Here is a 16114-nt window from a genome sequence, read left to right as displayed (position 1 = left end):
TCGCCGGGGGGAAGCGACGGGGGGCGGAATGAGCCAGGAAAGCGCAGGTTCATGGGAGAGAGTTCTGGAATTCCAGGAGAGCGGAAAGATCACAGGGGGACGGGGAGCGTTCCGAAGTCATCGGGCGATCCGGGAGATCGTTCCGGCGAGATCGTTCGCGACATTCGGAGCGCGAGTTCCGGGAAGCCCACCACGGAATGGCGTCGCTGTCCAACAGTCCAGGTCAGAGCGTGATCGATGGGCCTTCAGCGGTGATCGTCGGCTCTCCGCAGAACGCCCGGGGCATGTGATCCGAGAAAGAGGGCGACGTCACGTTCTCCCCAGGTTTCTCTCCCGACGCAGGGGTGAATTCACCGTCCGTCGGAGTCGCTCTGGCCGAGTTGTCCCTCGCCCAACACCCTGGCCACCGCGCGGTCCGTTCGGGCGTCGACAAGGCAGCCGCGCAGGCGGCGCAGATCGTGTTCCGAGATCGCGGGGCGCAGCACGCCGACGAAGACGTCGCGGTCGAGCCGGCCGAGCAGGCCGTCCTGTCGAGGGGCGGAGGTGGCCCGGCGGCAGGTTTCCCAGAGGGCGTCGGCCGCCTGTGCGGACGCCAGCGGGTCCTCGTTGTTCCGCACCTCGATCTCGAAGACCACCGAGGTCGCGGCCGACGGAGGGGCGGTTGACCGCCGGGTCTGGGTGGCGTCCGAGATCAGGTTGACCAGGAGGATCGCCCCCAGAACCGCGGTTACCAGTCCCGCTGTCACAAGGAGGCGTCGCCGTGGCCCGGGCGGCCGCGCCACGGGTTCCTCGGCGAGCCAGGGCCCGTGCCCCCGCACCCCGCCCGGTGGTGCCGTCAGCCGTGCCAGTCGGCCGGCCAGCCGTCGTTCCGCGCTGGGGCGTGCACTGGCCGAGGCCACTTTCTGAACGATGAGGGCCAGGCCGGAGAGCGCCGCACCGGTCGCCATCAGCACCGGAACAAAGACCGTCAGCCGGTCGCCGTCGCCACCGTCCAGCCATCTGAACCGCGTCCGGCCCTCCGTGCGGGACTGTTCCAGCCGCCGCAGCACGGTCTCCGCGCGGGCATCCGACTCGGTCAGTCGTCGATCAAGCCTGCCCATGCGGGCCAGCAACACGGTCCCCACCAGAAACGTCTCGATCACCAGCAGCAAGACCCCGCACAGCAGGGCGCGTTGCCACTCCCAGCGGTAGAGGTAGACCACCAGATAGACGGCCGCTCCTCCGGCAGCGAGCCCACCGAGCAGATAACCGGCATAACGCAGTGGCCTCATGCCCTCACCGTTCCGGTGGTGCCATCGACCGAAAGCTCGGTCCCCGGCGGAAAACGTTCCACCGCATCGGGGACGCCCACCGCGGCGGGCACGCGGTACTCCCGGGCCAGCACGGCGAGGTGGGACAGTACGCTCCCGGTCTCCGCGACCAGGCCGCACAGCCCCGGCAGGCGGGGCGCGAGATCGGGGGCCAGGGTGCGGACCACCAGGATCGCCCTCGCTGGGCGTTCGCCGGTCCCGTCCCAGGACACCCCGGTTCCGAAGCCGCCGCTGGCGCCCTGGCCGCTCAGGCCCTCCGCCGAGCCCGCCGCCGGCCGTTCCGGCACCGGCTCGCCGTCGGCGGAGAGCCGGAAGGCGGAGGGCAACTCCGGTGACCAGGGGCGCGGTTGGCGGTCCGCGGTCTCCGCCGGCGGGCCGCCCGCGTCGAGCGCGGCGACCAGTTCGGGCCAGCGGAGCACGGCCGCGCGCCCCAGCGCGTTCTCCATACCGGCCGCCGCCCAACGCGCCGCGCACTCCCGCACCACCCGCGCCTGCAACTCCTGCACCCAACGGATGCGCAACCGCAGGCCCTCCCTGGGCGGCAGCGCGCCCACTCCGCGCGGTGCCGCGCTCAGTCCGGTCACCTCGGGCAGGGTCGGCTTCGTGCTCAGCGCGGGCGGCGAGAGGGCCAACAGCACCGGATTCTCCCTGATCAGGCGGTCGACGTCGGATGCCTCTGTCGGTTGACGCGCGCGGCGTTCGGCCAGCAGCGCCAGGGCCTCCCCGGTGGCCGTCGCCCCCCTTCGCCGACCGCCCTCGTCGCCGGTCCTTCCGTCCAGCAGCGCACCCGCCAGGGACTCCTGGGCGTGGAGGGATACCAGGACGCTGCGCGTCCAGTAGAGAGTGTTCATCAACTGGCCGGTGAGGAGCTTTCCGGGTTCGGGGAGACCGGCCAACTCGCGGTCGATGTCGGCCATCAGGTCCAGTGCCAACAGCGGAAGCGCCGTACGCAGCCTTCCTGTGCGCCAGGCCGCCAGTGCTCGTCTTGCCCCGGGGAGCGGGTTCAGAAACTGGAGCCATGGATGGCTCGACCCCACCGTGCCGAGCAACCTCAGGTCGGCGACCGCGCGTCCGCGCACGGTCAGCACCGTGGGACAGTCGCGCAGCGCCCGTCGCGAGGCAGCCCCGGTGATGTCCAGTGCCAGGCTTAGTCCCTGAGCCATGGGCTCGACCCAGAGGTCCTCCTCCAACGGTTGGAGCACCCGGGGGAAGGTTTCTGCCACCGGCCCGGGGCCCAACAGTCGGGCCCTGGGCGCGGCCCGGGCCGACATCGCCGTGATCGGGCGCGCCTGGAGGAGCCAGAGCCGGTCGTCTCCGTCGAACGCGAACTCCACATCCTGTGGACGGCCGAACGCTCGCTCCGTGTCGCGGGCCAGCCGCGCGAGCCGGCGCAGTCGCCGGCCGTCGAGCGGCGGCTCCTCGTCCTCCTCGGCCGCTCGGCGCTCGACGACCCGTCCGCGCCGGGTCAGTTGGTACCGCACGCCCTGGCGCGAGCCGTCCACGAGCCGCTCGGGGCCGCCGGGCACCGCGCTGACCACGACGCGGTCGGGCCGCCCGGACACCGGGTCGGCTCCGAAGAGCACACCGCCGACCTCGGAACGCAGCATGGGCTGCACGAGAACGGCCATGAACTCGGCATCCGCAGCGGACGAACGCAACACCTGGCCCACCGCCTCGACAAAGGACGCCCAGCCCCGTACGTCGAGCACGGAGACGAACCGCCCCGCCATCGAGGAGTCGGTGGAGTCCTCATCCCGGGCCGACGAACGCACCACGAGCGCCGGCGCGTTGAGTGCTTCCTGGGCGCGCCTGATATGTCGCGCGCCGCTGAGCGCGCCTCTTGGCGCGTGGTCGGTCGGAACCAGCGCGAAGCCGGGCAGCACCGGCAGCCCCGCCGCCAGGGCTCTGGCCAGGTGGGCGGCCTTTCCGCCGACCACCGACGAGTCGCTGGCGGGGGCGGAGTCGAGTGCCACCAGCGCGAGCTGGTCCGTCTCGCTGACCACGGCGCACCTCCTCCCGGGCCAGCGTTCTCGGGTCCTCCGCACCACGCCAGCCGGGTGGGCCGTTCAGCGCAACCGTCTCATCACGCAGCGTGGTCGATGATTGTCAGTGGGGTGTGGTTTGCTACTCAGCGTCAATCGATGACCTACCGAGAGGAGTCGCGGCGTGTGGGGGGAGAGGGGTCATGCGGTGGGGCTGGTGCGCCGTTGGGCGGGTGAGGTCGCCCGCGGTTGTCGGGGATGGTGGGTGCGCATCCGGCGCGTGTGGGCGTCGGTGCCGGTCACTGAGGGGGTCGGCGGCCCGATGGCGGAAGACGTGGCGGTAGGTGGCGGGCGAGACGGTGGTGATGCGGCGGAAGTGGTGCCTCAGGTTGGCCGCCGTGCCGAAGCCCGCTCGGTGCGCGACGGCCTCCACCGGCTCGTCCGTCGTCTCCAGCAACTCCTGGGCCAGCCGCACCCGTTCCTGCACCAGCCAGCGCAGCGGGGTGATCCCCAGCGTGTCACGGAAGCGCCGCGCGAACGTGCGCTCGCTCAGCCCCGCCACCCGGGCCAGCTGGCGCACGGTCAGCGGCCGGTCCAGCCGCGCCCTGGCCCAGTCCAGGGTGGTGGCGAGTCCGCCGCCGCCTCCGGCTCGGCCGGAGGGCCGGGCCAGCGGCTTGGCGAACTGGGTCTGGCCGCCCTCGCGGTGCGGAGGAACCACCATCCGCCGGGCCACCTCGTTGGCGACGGCGGCGCCGTGGTCGCGCCGCACCAGATGCAGGCAGAGGTCGATCACGGAGCCGGTGCCGGCGGAGGTCAGGATGGCGCCGTTGTCGATGTAGAGCGGCTCGGGGTCGAAGTCCACGGCCGGGTAGCGATGGGCGAAGTCGGTGGCGTTCATCCAGTGCGTGGTGGCCCTGATCCCGTCCAGGAGTCCGGCCTCCGCGAGGACGTACGCGCCGGCGCAGAGGGAGACCACCCGGCGCCCCCGCCGGTGCGCCTCGCGCACGGCGGCGACCAGCTCCGGGGGCGGGACCAGCTGACGGCTTCGCGCGCAGGCGGCCACGACGACGGTGTCGGCCTCGGGGAGCGCTTCGAGGCCGTGCGTCGTGGGGACGATCAGGCCGCTCGCGGTCCGCAGCTCACCGGGTTCGCCGGCGCAGAGCAGCAGTTCGTACCAGGGGTCGACGAGATCGCTGCGGTCCAGCCCGAAGACCTCGCAGGGGACGGCCAGTTCGAAGTCCGGCGTGCGGTCGGTGACGGCCAGCGCGACCACATGGCGGCGCCCCGCAGGCCCGGTCGTCCCCGGACCGGGGGGACGGGCGGCCGTCGGCGTGGCGCCGCCCGGGAGGCCCGAGGGGGCCCCGGACGCTCCGTGCGTGGTGAGGGAGGTCATGGCAGGAATTTAGCGCCCTCCGCCGTTTCTGCCACTGGCCCGGAGCGATCCGGCGGCGAAGGCTTGGGCCATGACGGAAGAATCGAGCGAAGTCAGGGCGTCCGGGGGCCGGTTGGGGGTCCTCCAGGGGACGGCCCTCTATGTGGGCGCCGTCCTGGGCACCGGAGTCATCGCCCTGCCCGCGCTGGCGGCCGAGGCCGCTGGCCCCGCCTCGCTGCTGGCCTGGCTCGCGCTGGTGCTGCTCTCCGCGCCGTTGGCCGGCGCCTTCGCGGCCCTCGGCGCCCGGCATCCGGACGCGGGCGGCGTCTCCACCTACGCCAGGATCGCCTTCGGCGAACGCGCCGCGGTCGTGGTCGGCTGGTGCTTCTTCTTCGCGATACCGCCCGGAGCCACGGCCGCCGCGCTCTTCTTCGGGGACTACGGGTCGGCCGCGTTGAACGGTGGGGCCGCGCACTCCGCAGGAGCCGCCGTGGTCCTGATGGTGGCCGTGGTCGCGGCCAACACCGTGGGGCTGCGGCTCACCGGCCGACTCCAGCTGGTGCTCGCCGCGCTGCTGGCTGTGTTGTTGCTCTGCTCCGTGCTGCTCTCCCTCCCCGACGTGCGCTGGGAGAACCTCCAACCGTTCGCGCCCCACGGGTGGGCGGCCGTCGGTTCGGCGGCCACGCTGCTGGTGTGGAGCTTCGCCGGCTGGGAGGCGATCACCCATCTCGCCGGGGAGTTCCGACACCCGTCGCGGGACCTGCCCCGGGCGGCGGCCGCCGCCGTGCTGATCGTCGGCCTGCTGTATCTGTCCGTGGCCTTCGCGGTGGTGACGGTACTCGGCGCGGGCGCCGCCCGGTCCGACGCCCCACTGGGCGACCTGATGGCGCGCGGCCTGGGAGGACCGGCCCAGACGCTGGCCGCGTTGGCGGCCCTGCTGCTGACCTTCGGAGTCGTCAACACCTACCTCGCCAGCGCGGCCAATCTGGGTGCGGCACTCGCGAGGGACGGAGCGCTGCCAGCCGCGCTGAGCCGGGGCGGGGCGGCGGGCGAGGTGCCGCGCCGAAGCCTCGCGGTGGTCGCGACGCTGGCGCTCCTCCTGCTCGGAGTCGTGCTGGGCGTCGGCATCGGCCCGAAGCCCCTGGTGTTGATGACCACCGGCATGTTTGTGACGGTGTACGCCGTCGGTGTGGCGGCGGCCCTCCGCCTGCTGCCACGGCGGAGCGCGGGCTGGTGGTCGGCGCTGGTGTCGCTGGTCGCGGTGCTCGCCCTGGCCCTGATGACCGGTCCCTACCTGCTGTGGCCGGCGGTCGTCGCGGTCGCGGCGCTGGGGTATCGCCGCCTCGCCGGCCGCGATCGCCGGATGGCGCCGGGGCGCGGAACACCTCCGCTGGGGAGGCGCGTGACCGGCGAACACGCCCCCGAGATCGATCGCGAGCCGGTCTGAACACCACTCCACCACCTGCCCGTTCGGCCGGGGGCGGTACCTTGCCACAGGCGGGGAAGGCTCCCCGGGGGCGACGGCTGGGAGGCGTGGGGCATGGTACGGCGATCGTGGGCGACAAGGGTGGCGGCGCTGGCCGTGGTTCCGCTGGCCCTGACGGCCGGATGCGGTCTGGGGGCGGAGCCCGAGCCGCACGACGACGCGGAGGTCCTTCCGTCCGAGGCCCCCCTGGAGCTGCCCGGCCTGCCGGACGCGGACTCGGCCCGGGAGCAGCTGGCCGCGCTCACCGTGGCCGAGCCCGCCTCCATGGAGGGTTACTCCCGCGACCGCTTCCCTCACTGGAACACCGAGAGCGGCTGCACCGTCCGCCAGCAGGTGCTACAGCGGGACGGCGAGGAGGTGCGGGTCGGCGACGACTGCCAGCCCACGTCCGGCACCTGGCTCAGCCCCTACGACAACGTGACGGTCACCGAGGCCGGCGAGGTGGACATCGACCACATGGTCCCCCTGGCCAACGCCTGGCGCTCGGGTGCTGACGAATGGAACGACGACGAACGGGAGGTGTTCGCCAACGACCTCACCCGCCCGCAGCTGCTGGCGGTCACCGCGCGCAGCAACCGAGAGAAGGGCGACCAGGGCCCTGACACCTGGCTTCCCGAGGCCGAGGCGTTCCACTGCGTCTACGGTCGGGCCTGGACGGCCGTCAAGCATCACTACGAGCTGACGGTCACCGAAGCCGAGCGGGACACTCTCGCGGAGTTGCTCGACACCTGTGGCTGACCCGACGGTGACGTTCGACCCGGCGGTGCCCACGGAGGGGGTGCCGGGCCTTGGGACGCAAGATCGTCCTACGTGACCAGCGTGAACGTTTGTTACGGTGCCCCGGCCCGGGCGGTGCTCGGGCAGGTTTCCTCGGGCACACGACAGCTCGGGCACAGAAAGCGAGAGATCCGTGCTCACCGTGACAAGCGTCAACGTCAACGGCCTTCGGGCGGCCGCCAAGAAGGGGTACCTGGAGTGGCTGGCCGGGTGCGCCGCCGATGTGGTGTGCCTCCAGGAGGTCAGGGCGGAGGAGGCCCAACTCGCCGAGGAGGTGCGGCGGCCGGCCGGTTGGCACGCCTTCTACGCCCCGGCGGCGGCCCGGGGCCGGGCCGGTGTCGCGGTGCTGACCCGGCGCGAGCCCGACGCGGTGCGGGTGGGCTTCGGGGCACCCGAGTTCGAGGACGCGGGGCGCTATCTGGAGGTGGACCTGCCGGGGACCACCGTGGCCAGTCTCTATCTGCCCTCCGGCGAGGTGGGGACTCCGCGCCAGGACGAGAAGGAGCGCTTCATGGAGGCCTTCCTCCCCTACCTGGTGAAGCTGCGCACGACGGCGGCCGGCGGCGGTAGGGAGGCCCTCATCTGCGGCGACTGGAACATCGCGCACCGGGAGGCCGACCTGAAGAACTGGCGTGCCAACCGGGGGAACTCCGGTTTCCTTCCCGAGGAACGGGCCTGGCTCTCCCGGGTGTTGGGGGAGGAGGGCGGCTACACGGATGTGGTGCGCGCGCTGCACCCGGACCAGGACGGCCCCTACACCTGGTGGTCCTACCGGGGCCGTGCGTTCGACAACGACGCCGGCTGGCGGATCGACTACCAGATGGCGACGCCCGGGCTGGCCGAGCGTTGCCTGAAAGCCCAGGTCGAGCGAGCCGCCAGCCACGCCGAGCGCTGGTCCGACCACGCACCGGTGACGGTGGTCTTCGACTGACGGCGTCTCCTCGCCGGGCCGTCGTTCCCCGTCCCGCCCTGACCGGGACGGGGTCGCCGGTGACGGCGCTCGACGGGTGGCGGGCGGCCCGGCCGGTGCGGCTCCTCGGCGGGGCGGGCGCCGATTCGGGGTGGCGCCGATCTGGGTGGGCGCCGAGGCCCGCGTCTCAGTGGTTCTGGCCCAGGCCCTTCATCCGTCGGTCGAGATCCGACAGCCGGTTGACCTCCTCCAGCCGCTCGCTGAGCGAGGGGCGGGAGTCCTGGGACTCGGTGGCAGGGGCCGACTCCTGCGGTCCCGCCGGCGGTTCGGCACTGCTGCTGCTCATCGGGGCTCCTGAGGGTGGGAGTTGAGCGAGGGAAGAAATCCCCTTGTACGACCACCATCCAAGCAGCCTGATGCCGGATGCAATTGCGTCTCACACTTTCAACACAGTGGCATATGCCGGGAGGAGGTACCCGGGGCTCGCCTTCCCGCTATCCGGGGTGGACGCGGGGCATAGCGTGTTTTTCCCGTTGGGCTCTCGGGGAGGGATAGCGCCGAGGCCCGGGAGTGGCCCGGCGCCACGAAGCGAGGGGCCAACGTGAACGCCCAACCTGAGCACGCGCTGGGGGCGCGCGTCGGGGAGCACCCCACGGACAACGCCCGCCGGCGCACCGCCGTGGTGTGGTCGCTCCTGGTCGGGGTGGTCGGAGTCGCCGCCGGGATTCCCATCCTGCTGGCCACTTTCGACCGTGACGACACCAGCACCGGGTCGAACGTCCTGCCCGGTGCCGTGTTGGGCATCGGCCTGCTCGGGCTCGGGTTCGGCCTCACCCGGCTGGTGGCGCTGGTCCGGGGCAGGGGCGAGGTCTTCGTGCTGTACCAGGGCGGACTCGTCCACCAACGGCCCGGCCGGCGGCGGGTGATCGGCTGGCCCGACATCGTCTCCGTCCAGCAGAAGGGCCCACGGCCGCCGCTGGCATATGCCCTCGGTAATGACGTTGATCTTCGCGTGCGGCTCCGCGACGGCGGACGGTTGCGCGTCACCGGCTACACCCAGAACGCCCAGGATCTGGCCCGGGCGCTGGCCCAGGTCGCCCCCGGCGCGCGGGGGTGACCAGGTCCTCGCCTGCCGCAGGGAAGCGAGGTCAGCGGGTCAACGCGTAGGCGTCGGCGATCAGTTCGTAGCTGCGCAGCCTGGCCTCGGGGCTGTGCGCGTTGGCGGTGATCATCAACTCCTGCGCGCCCGTACGCTCCACCAGCGCGTCCAACCCCTTGGTCACCGTCTCCGGGGTGCCATAGACGACATTGGCCAGCCAGCCGTCGACGAAGTCCCGTTCGACCGGGCTGAACGGATAGGCGGCGGCCTCCTCGGCCGTCGGCACCAGCCCAGGCCGACCCGTGCGGAGCCGGATCATGGTCAACGCCCCACTCAGAACCTGGGCGTGGGCCGCCGACGCGTCCTCCGCCGCCAGGGCGGAGACGCCGATCAACGCATAGGGCTCGTCCAGGACTTCCGACGGTCGGAAGGAGGAGCGATAGAGGTCGAGAGCGGGGACGGTGTTGGCCGCCGAGAAGTGGTGAGCGAAGGCGAAGGGCAGCCCCATGCGCCCCGCCAACTCGGCGCTGAAGCCCGAGGAGCCCAGCAGCCACACCGGCGGTCGCGCGGGCGACTGCACCCCGCCCGGGGCGCTGCCCTGCACCGGACCCGGCACGGAGTGAACGCGGCTGTACGGGTGGCCGTCCGGAAAGTCGTCGTCCAGGAAGCGGACCAACTCCGCCAGCTGGCTCGGGAACTCCTCGGCCCCGTCGGCGCGCCCCCGCCGCAGCGCTGCGGCCGTGGCGCTGTCGCTGCCCGGCGCGCGGCCCAGCCCGAGGTCGATCCGGCCCGGCGCCAAGGCCTCCAGGGTGCCGAACTGCTCGGCGATCACCAGGGGCGGATGGTTGGGCAGCATCACTCCGCCCGACCCGAGCCGGATGTGTTCCGTGTGCGCGGTCAGACGGGCGAGGATCACCGCCGGCGAGGAGCTGGCGACCCCGGGCATCGAGTGGTGCTCGGCGACCCAGAAGCGGTGATAGCCCCGCTCCTCGGCGAGGCGTGCCAGCCGGACCGTGTTGCGTAGCGCGTCCCCGGCGGTGTGCCCCGCGCCGACCGTGGCCAGGTCCAGCACGGACAACGGCACCGGCGCGCCGCCTCGGCGCACTCCTCGGATCTCGTCCCGTTCCGTGCTTGTGGCGCCCTCGGTCACCGCGCTCGCCTCCCTGGTCCGTTGCCCGCTGTGGGGAACACGTCCGGTTCCCTCCAGGCGGCAACCCGGGCCGGTGGCGGTTCATTCCGCCACGCGCCCGGGGCGCCGGGACCGTGAGGTATCGCACGTCGCGGCCCGGTTGTGCGACGGCGTGAAGCGGCCGTCAGGGCAGATACCGCTCGATCGCGGCGGGCCCCTCCTCCGCCAGCAGTTGCCTGGCCTCCTCGACCAGCTCGGGCGTGGGCTCCCGGCCGCTGAGCCGCACCAGATCCTCGGGGTCGACCGGCCCCTCGGCCCCGGTGCGCAGCAGCCGGTCGGGCGTCGGGAGTTCCGTGTGGCGCCGCTCGTCTGACGCACCTGACTCGGGTGATTCGGGTGACTGGGGCATAACACCTCCCTTCCCGCCAGCGTAGGCGCATCCCGCCGCCCCCGCCATCGCGGTTCGGGCGAGCGGGCAGGACCGGCGCCGGCCGAGACGAGACGGGGCGGGATGGCGGGACGAGACGGGGCGGGATGGCGGGACGAGACGGGGCGGGATGGCGGGACGAGACGGGGCTGGACGAGACGGGACGGGCGGTGGTGGTCGGTGCTGGGCGGTGCCGAGGGGGTGCGCCCGGAACGCCCCCGTGGTTCCGGGTGCACCCCCTCGGCGGACCGCCCGGGCGGTGGGGTGCCGTGTGTGCCGTGCCCCGCCGGCTGGCCGGGCCACGGGCATGTGCCCCCACCCCAGGGTGGTTGTCGACTGCTTCAGCGCGTCAGGTCCCGGGACAGCCGCATCCCGGCCATGAAGGCCGACCAGGCCCCTACGGGAAAGCCCAGGCGCGGGCCGGCGGGAGCCTTGGAGTCCCGCACCGCCAGCAGGTCACGTGCCGGGGAGCGCACCTCCACACAGGCGCCCTGGCCGGCCGAGTGCGAGGACCGGGTCCAGACGCGCGTCTTGCCGTGTTCAATTGCCATGCCAACTCCGGGTCGTGACGTTCGACAGGAAACGCCGTGACCGTACTGGCCGGCAGGCCCATCACCGGAGTGCTTTCATCCGAGAGGGTGATTAATTATCAACTTGCCTCAGGCATAGGCGAGTTGCGGTGTAGAGTGCACGGCCGCCCGCGCTCCCGGAGCGTGCCGCCGAGGGGGGTCACGAACGTTGGCGGTCGAACTCCTCGGCCAGTTGGAGCACGAAGCGCCGGGTCTGCTCCGGGCTGTAGGCCTGCGCCCGGAGGTGCTCGTACATGATGCTGTAGTGCTGCACGTCGTGCGGCTTCTCCAGGTAGAGGTCGTTGGTGCCGCCCTCCAGGTAGATCACCGTGGTGTCCGCCGCCTCGGAGAACTCCATGATCGTGTACTGGCCGTTCACGCCGGGGTGCGCGCCGGCGGAGAACGGCATCACCTGGAGGGTGACATGCGGCAGCCGCGAGCACTCCTCAAGCCGGCGCAGCTGCTCCGCCATGGTCGCCGGGCCGCCGACCGCCCGCCGCAGCGCCGACTCGTCCACCACCGCCCACAGCCGTAACGGCGTGCGGTCCTCCCAGATGCGCTGCTGCCGCCTCAGCCGCACCTGCACCCTGCTGGCCACCTCGTCCTGACCGACCTCGGGAAGCGCACCCGATATGACCGCGCCGGCGTACGCCGGCGTCTGCAACAGCCCCGGCACGACCTGCGGTTCATACACCCGCAGCGAGGACGCGTCCGTCTCCAGGCCGATATAGACGCTGTAGCTCGGGGACAACTCGGCGAACGCGTGCCACCAGCCCTGCTGGCGCGACTCCTTCGCCATCTGCATCAGCGACTCGACCAGCTTCGCGTCCTCGACCTCATAGACCCCGCACAGGTCGCGGACGTCCCGAGGGCTGATGCTGCGCCGCCCGTTCTCCAGTCGGCTGATCTTGGACTGGGACACCAGCAGCCGGTCGGCGACCTCCTCGGCCGTCATACCCCGGTCCTCCCGGAGCCTCCTTAACTCCTGCCCCAACCGACGTCTCCGAACAGTCGGATTGACGTTCCCCGACACTCCAGGCCCCTCCGTCGATCTCCAGGCGACCGCGTGATCGCCACTGCCCTGAAGCCTGCCACCACGTGCGGTGCGTCCGCTGGCGTTTCGCGACAGAGGGTGCGCGATCACGAGCACGGGGTGTGGTGACGGGCCAAGGAGCACCCGCCACCACACCCCGTGCTCGCTATGCGGCTCCCGGTGCGGTCACTGTGGAAGAACTAGTGCGACAGCGAAGGACGTACCGCGGCTCGGGTGACTCCTCTCCGCCTGCCCTGTTCGGAAACCTGTGGTGACTGTCCGACCACGCTCATCGCCGCAGTCGCCGGCGTGCGCGCTCCTGCGCGTGCGCCGGCGCTCGTGGGCTGTGAGCGCCGTGCGGCGGCGGCCTGTCCCGCCACCCCGTTCTGCACGTCCATGACAGCGTGAGCGACGAGCCCACCCATGGGATCGTGCCGGATCAGATCCCGGAGCCTGGAGCGCGACGACCGCCCCTCGTTCCCGGGATACAGGTGCTTGCCGAGCCCGACCGCGTGCGCCAGTGCCGCAAGGGCGGCGGTCCTGGCGTCCGGTGGGGTCCCGGTGCGGATCGCGGTGTCCAGCCGAGCCCGGATCTGCCTGCTGACCGCCGTATCCGTCGCCTGATACCGGGTCGTCGGCAGCACTCCGCACATCTGGTTCTCCACCGCGTGCACCATGCCGCAGCGTTCCAGATGCGAGAGATAGGTCTGGCGAAGCCCGAGCCTGGGCCCGCCGATCCAGTGGACGGCGCGCACCGGAGAGCCGCGCCTGCGCAGCAGTTCCAGCGCCGAGTCCAGGGTTGGATCTCCGGTCGGCCGTGGCAACACCACGGCTATTCGGTCCCCATCAGGGGCTATCCGACCTGCCAGCGCCAGCTCGACGAGCTGCGCCCCGGCCAGGCCGAGGTCGAGCGACTGCGGCTGCGCCGTGGTACCCGTGGTCGGGTCCAAAGCGAGAAGCAGTAGCTCCTCCGGAATGGTTCTACGACTCCTGCCCATCCATGCCTCCCCGCGTGGATGAAAGACAGGGTGACGCCTCTCACATTGTTCTGTCGAGAGCGCGTGGTCGCTTTGGTGGGGAACCCGTAGATATGTCGTTAACGTCCTTGGGGGAGAAGAGCGTCAATGGGCCACCGCCGGCATGGCGTACCGAGGTGCACAGGAACCGGCAAACTGGTAGGGACCAGCAGCCAGTTCATTCAAGGGTCGTTGCGAGGAGGCATGGGTGTCGGGCGAGTCCCCGGACAGGTCGGATCGGGATCGGGAGCGAGAGTCATCGGAGAAGACGTCTGAGGACCCCGGAAGGGTTCCACAGGACGCCAAGGTTCCCGGGGACGAAAGCGGGAAGGCCGCCCGGGAGGCGGCTCGAAACGACGCTCAGGGGGGCGACGGAGGAGGTTCCGGGATAGCCGGGAGCGATGCGGAGGAGTCCGAAGAGGCTGACGCGTCCGGGGAGTCCGGCGTGCCCGGCGCAGACGACGGGCCGTCGGGCGAGGGGGAGTCCGCGACGGACGGGGCGAAGCCGGCGGCGGACGAGGAGGCGGACCGTGCCTCGGGCGAGGCGTCCGAGGCCGGTGCGGACGATGTCCCGGACGAGGCGACGCGGATGCTGCGGCTGCCCGCATCCGACCGTGCGGCGGCGGCGGCGGAGGAGGACGAGGGGGCGTCGGACGCCGAGGACCACCTGACGACCGAGCTGCGGGTGCCGGCCGACGCCGGAGACCGGGGAACGACCGCACTGCGCTCACTCGCGAGCGACCAGGACGAGAAGGACCGGGTCGGTGCGGACCGGGACGGCACGGACCAGGAACGGGAGAAGGTCTCCGCGTCCGGCGGCGCGGCGGGGGAGGAGCCGTCGGAGCCCGAGGGCGGCCGGGCCGCCACGGACGCTTCGTCGTCCGGCGAGGGCCAAGGCGACGGCGATGGCGCCGAGGACGGCGAGTCCGGTGGCGATGCCACGACGATGCTGCGGCTGCCCGCGTCCGAGGACGAGGCGGACGACCATGCGACGCGGATGCTGCGGCTGCCGCCGGCGGAGAAGGAGACCGGCGACCGGTTGACGACGCAGCTGCGGGTGCCGTCGGAGGGCTCGGGCGTCGACGTGGACGGCCCCGAGGAGGCCGAGGACGCCGACGCCCCGGAGGACGAGGACGGCGAGTCCGACGGCGAGTCCGGGACCAGGTCCGACAGCGACGCCACGGCGATGCTGCGGCTGCCGGCCTCGGAGGAGCGGGCGGAGCGGGGCGGGTCGCCGGACGTCACCGCGACGCTGCCCGTGGGGGAGGAGGAGACCCCGACCGGCCCGGAGGCGCCCGTCAAGGGTGGCGAAGCCGCCAAGTCGACAGAAACCAACACCCCGGAGGCGCCCGCCCGGCCAACCGAGCCCCCCGAGCCGGCACGGTCCGCCGAGTCCACCGAGCCCGCCCGCCCCGCCGACGAGCCCGAGGACTCGGACGGGCCGCAGGACTCCGAGGGGGAAGAGGACTCCGGGAGCGAGAAGGACTCCGAGGGGGAGAAGGGCTCTTCGAGCGGCGCCCGCGAGGCGGACGAGGCCGTGGCCGAGTCCCCCGCCCCCGCCGTCCCGCCCAAGCCGGCGGCATCGCCGCCCAGGCCCGCCGGCGACCCGCCGAAGCCCGAGGCCGCCCCGGCACCCGCCCTGCCGCCCAAGCCGGAGGCCGCCCCGCCCCCGGCGGACGCCGACCGCGACCCGTTGGAGCTGCTGGCGGCGCTCACCAACAAGCCCGCGCCCCCGCCCACCCCCCTGCGCACCCTGGCGCGCCGGGTCAAGATCTGGACGCCGCTCGCGGTTCTGCTGCTGATCGTCTTCGTCGTGGCACAGATGCTGCGCCCGTTGCCCGAGCCGGGACTTGAGCTGACGGCCGCCGAGACCTACACGTTCGAGGGCGAGTTGGCCGGCGTGCCCTGGCCCGAGCAGGGGCAGGCGCAGCTGGACGTGCAGGGGCTGGGTTCGTTCGGTTCGTCCGGCGAGCAGGAGCCGGTGCCGATCGCCTCGGTCGCCAAGGTGATGACGGCCTATGTGATCCTCCGCGACCACCCGATGGACCCGGAAACGGACGGCGCGGTCATCCCGGTGGATCAACAAGCCGAGGACGACGCGGGGTTGAGCGCCGACGGCGAGTCGACCGTCGACGTGGAGGCCGGCACCGACATGACCCAGCGGGAGGCGATCCAGGCGATCATGATCGCCTCCGCCAACAACGTGGCCCGGCTGCTGGCCCGTTGGGACGCCGGCTCGGAGGAGGAGTTCGTCGAGAAGATGAACGAGGCCGCCGCCGAGCTGGGCATGACGGACACCGTCTACACCGATCCGAGCGGGCTGCGCGAGGAGACCGTCAGCACGGCCGCCGACCAGGTGAAGCTGGCCAAGGAGGTCATGAAGGACCCCTTCTTCCGCGAGATCGTCCGGATGCCGTCCTACGAGGACAGCCGGGGCCGGCTGCACTACAACTACAACCAGCTGGTCCCGATGGACGGGGTGATCGGCATCAAGCCCGGCACCACCACCGTCGCCGGCGGCAATCTGATGTTCGCGGCCGAGCAACAGGTCGGCGACACCACGCAGTTGATCGTCGGCGCCGTGCTGGCCCAGCCGCCGCACCCGTCCGACAACTCGATCCTGACCGGGGCGTTGACGGCGGGGCGCGAGTTGATGCGGTTCGCCCAGGGGGAGTTGGTGGCCGAGCCGCTGCTCTCCGCCGGCGATGTGGTCGGCGAGGTGGACGACGGCCTGGGCGGCAGGGTGCCGCTGGTGGTCACCGAGGATCTGCCGGTGGTCGGCTGGCCCGGGCTTGAGGTGCGTCTGGAACTGGAGGAGAACGCCGACGGGGTGCCGGGTTCGGCCGAGGCGGGCACCGAGGTCGGCACGCTCCGGGTCGGCGAGGGCGACGGCAGCGTGGAGGTGCCGGTGGCGCTGGGCGAGGACCTGGCGGAACCCGGGTTCGGTGCACGGTTGACCCGGATCACCTGATCCAGAACGGGCGTTGACGGGCGGTTCCGATCG

The 16114-nt window shown here is 72.3% G+C and carries 14 protein-coding genes; 5 read left to right on the top strand and 9 right to left on the bottom strand.

The genetic code is table 11. The features are described 5' to 3' along the window. Window positions 1-350: 350 nt before the first annotated feature. From EBN88_RS04500 to EBN88_RS04490, 3 genes are all read right to left on the bottom strand, one after another. Window positions 351-1271, bottom strand: coding sequence for a hypothetical protein (locus EBN88_RS04500; protein ID WP_325052721.1), 921 nt, complete (start codon window positions 1269-1271; stop codon window positions 351-353). After that, the gene (locus EBN88_RS04495) at window positions 1268-3313 is read right to left on the bottom strand and encodes a PEP/pyruvate-binding domain-containing protein (protein ID WP_233580450.1); all 2046 of its coding nucleotides are present in this window, start codon (window positions 3311-3313) and stop codon (window positions 1268-1270) included. The genes EBN88_RS04500 and EBN88_RS04495 overlap by 4 nt, the downstream gene beginning before the upstream one ends. Before the next feature lie 121 nt (window positions 3314-3434). Further along, window positions 3435-4685 (bottom strand): helix-turn-helix domain-containing protein, encoded by a 1251-nt coding sequence (locus tag EBN88_RS04490; RefSeq protein ID WP_122182477.1) that lies wholly within the window; start codon window positions 4683-4685, stop codon window positions 3435-3437. 70 nt (window positions 4686-4755) lie between these two features. Here EBN88_RS04490 and EBN88_RS04485 point away from each other — a divergent pair, with 70 nt between their 5' ends. The 3 genes from EBN88_RS04485 (at window position 4756) to EBN88_RS04475 (ending at window position 7858) form a co-directional block, all read left to right on the top strand. After that, entirely contained in the window at window positions 4756-6111 is a 1356-nt protein-coding gene (locus EBN88_RS04485; protein WP_122182476.1) for an APC family permease, read from the top strand. Between the two features lie 93 nt (window positions 6112-6204). Next, a complete protein-coding gene (locus EBN88_RS04480; protein WP_122182475.1) occupies window positions 6205-6888 on the top strand; it encodes an HNH endonuclease family protein in 684 nt (227 codons plus the stop codon). A 172-nt stretch (window positions 6889-7060) separates the two neighbouring features. Continuing rightward, complete coding sequence (locus EBN88_RS04475) at window positions 7061-7858, top strand: exodeoxyribonuclease III (RefSeq protein WP_122182474.1); 798 nt, start codon at window positions 7061-7063, stop codon at window positions 7856-7858. Window positions 7859-8024: 166 nt separating this feature from the next. On the opposite strand, the gene EBN88_RS30420 is transcribed toward EBN88_RS04475, so the two are convergent. Beyond that, window positions 8025-8183: a hypothetical protein gene (locus tag EBN88_RS30420; RefSeq protein WP_158621321.1), complete on the bottom strand. Its 159-nt coding sequence runs from the start codon at window positions 8181-8183 to the stop codon at window positions 8025-8027. Between the two features lie 255 nt (window positions 8184-8438). Here EBN88_RS30420 and EBN88_RS04470 point away from each other — a divergent pair, with 255 nt between their 5' ends. Then, window positions 8439-8954 (top strand): PH domain-containing protein, encoded by a 516-nt coding sequence (locus EBN88_RS04470; RefSeq protein ID WP_122182473.1) that lies wholly within the window; start codon window positions 8439-8441, stop codon window positions 8952-8954. Window positions 8955-8985: 31 nt separating this feature from the next. Here EBN88_RS04470 and EBN88_RS04465 read toward each other — a convergent pair whose 3' ends face one another. From EBN88_RS04465 to EBN88_RS04445, 5 genes are all read right to left on the bottom strand, one after another. Then, window positions 8986-10086 (bottom strand): LLM class flavin-dependent oxidoreductase, encoded by a 1101-nt coding sequence (locus EBN88_RS04465; RefSeq protein ID WP_122182472.1) that lies wholly within the window; start codon window positions 10084-10086, stop codon window positions 8986-8988. A gap of 163 nt (window positions 10087-10249) precedes the next feature. Beyond that, window positions 10250-10474, bottom strand: coding sequence for a hypothetical protein (locus EBN88_RS04460; RefSeq protein WP_122182471.1), 225 nt, complete (start codon window positions 10472-10474; stop codon window positions 10250-10252). A gap of 359 nt (window positions 10475-10833) precedes the next feature. Then, entirely contained in the window at window positions 10834-11043 is a 210-nt protein-coding gene (locus EBN88_RS04455; RefSeq protein ID WP_122182470.1) for a DUF397 domain-containing protein, read from the bottom strand. Between the two features lie 178 nt (window positions 11044-11221). After that, entirely contained in the window at window positions 11222-12094 is an 873-nt protein-coding gene (locus tag EBN88_RS04450) for a helix-turn-helix domain-containing protein (RefSeq protein ID WP_122182469.1), read from the bottom strand. 200 nt (window positions 12095-12294) lie between these two features. Next, window positions 12295-13092, bottom strand: coding sequence for a GOLPH3/VPS74 family protein (locus EBN88_RS04445; RefSeq protein ID WP_122182468.1), 798 nt, complete (start codon window positions 13090-13092; stop codon window positions 12295-12297). A 463-nt stretch (window positions 13093-13555) separates the two neighbouring features. Here EBN88_RS04445 and EBN88_RS32335 point away from each other — a divergent pair, with 463 nt between their 5' ends. Continuing rightward, window positions 13556-16081, top strand: a complete 2526-nt coding sequence (locus EBN88_RS32335) for a D-alanyl-D-alanine carboxypeptidase (RefSeq protein ID WP_267902533.1) — start codon at window positions 13556-13558, stop codon at window positions 16079-16081. Window positions 16082-16114 lie beyond the last annotated feature (33 nt).

The organism is Streptomyces triticirhizae (assembly GCF_003696235.1).
GTDB lineage: Bacteria > Actinomycetota > Actinomycetes > Streptomycetales > Streptomycetaceae > Streptomyces > Streptomyces triticirhizae.
This window is presented reverse-complemented; position numbering and strand designations above follow the sequence as displayed.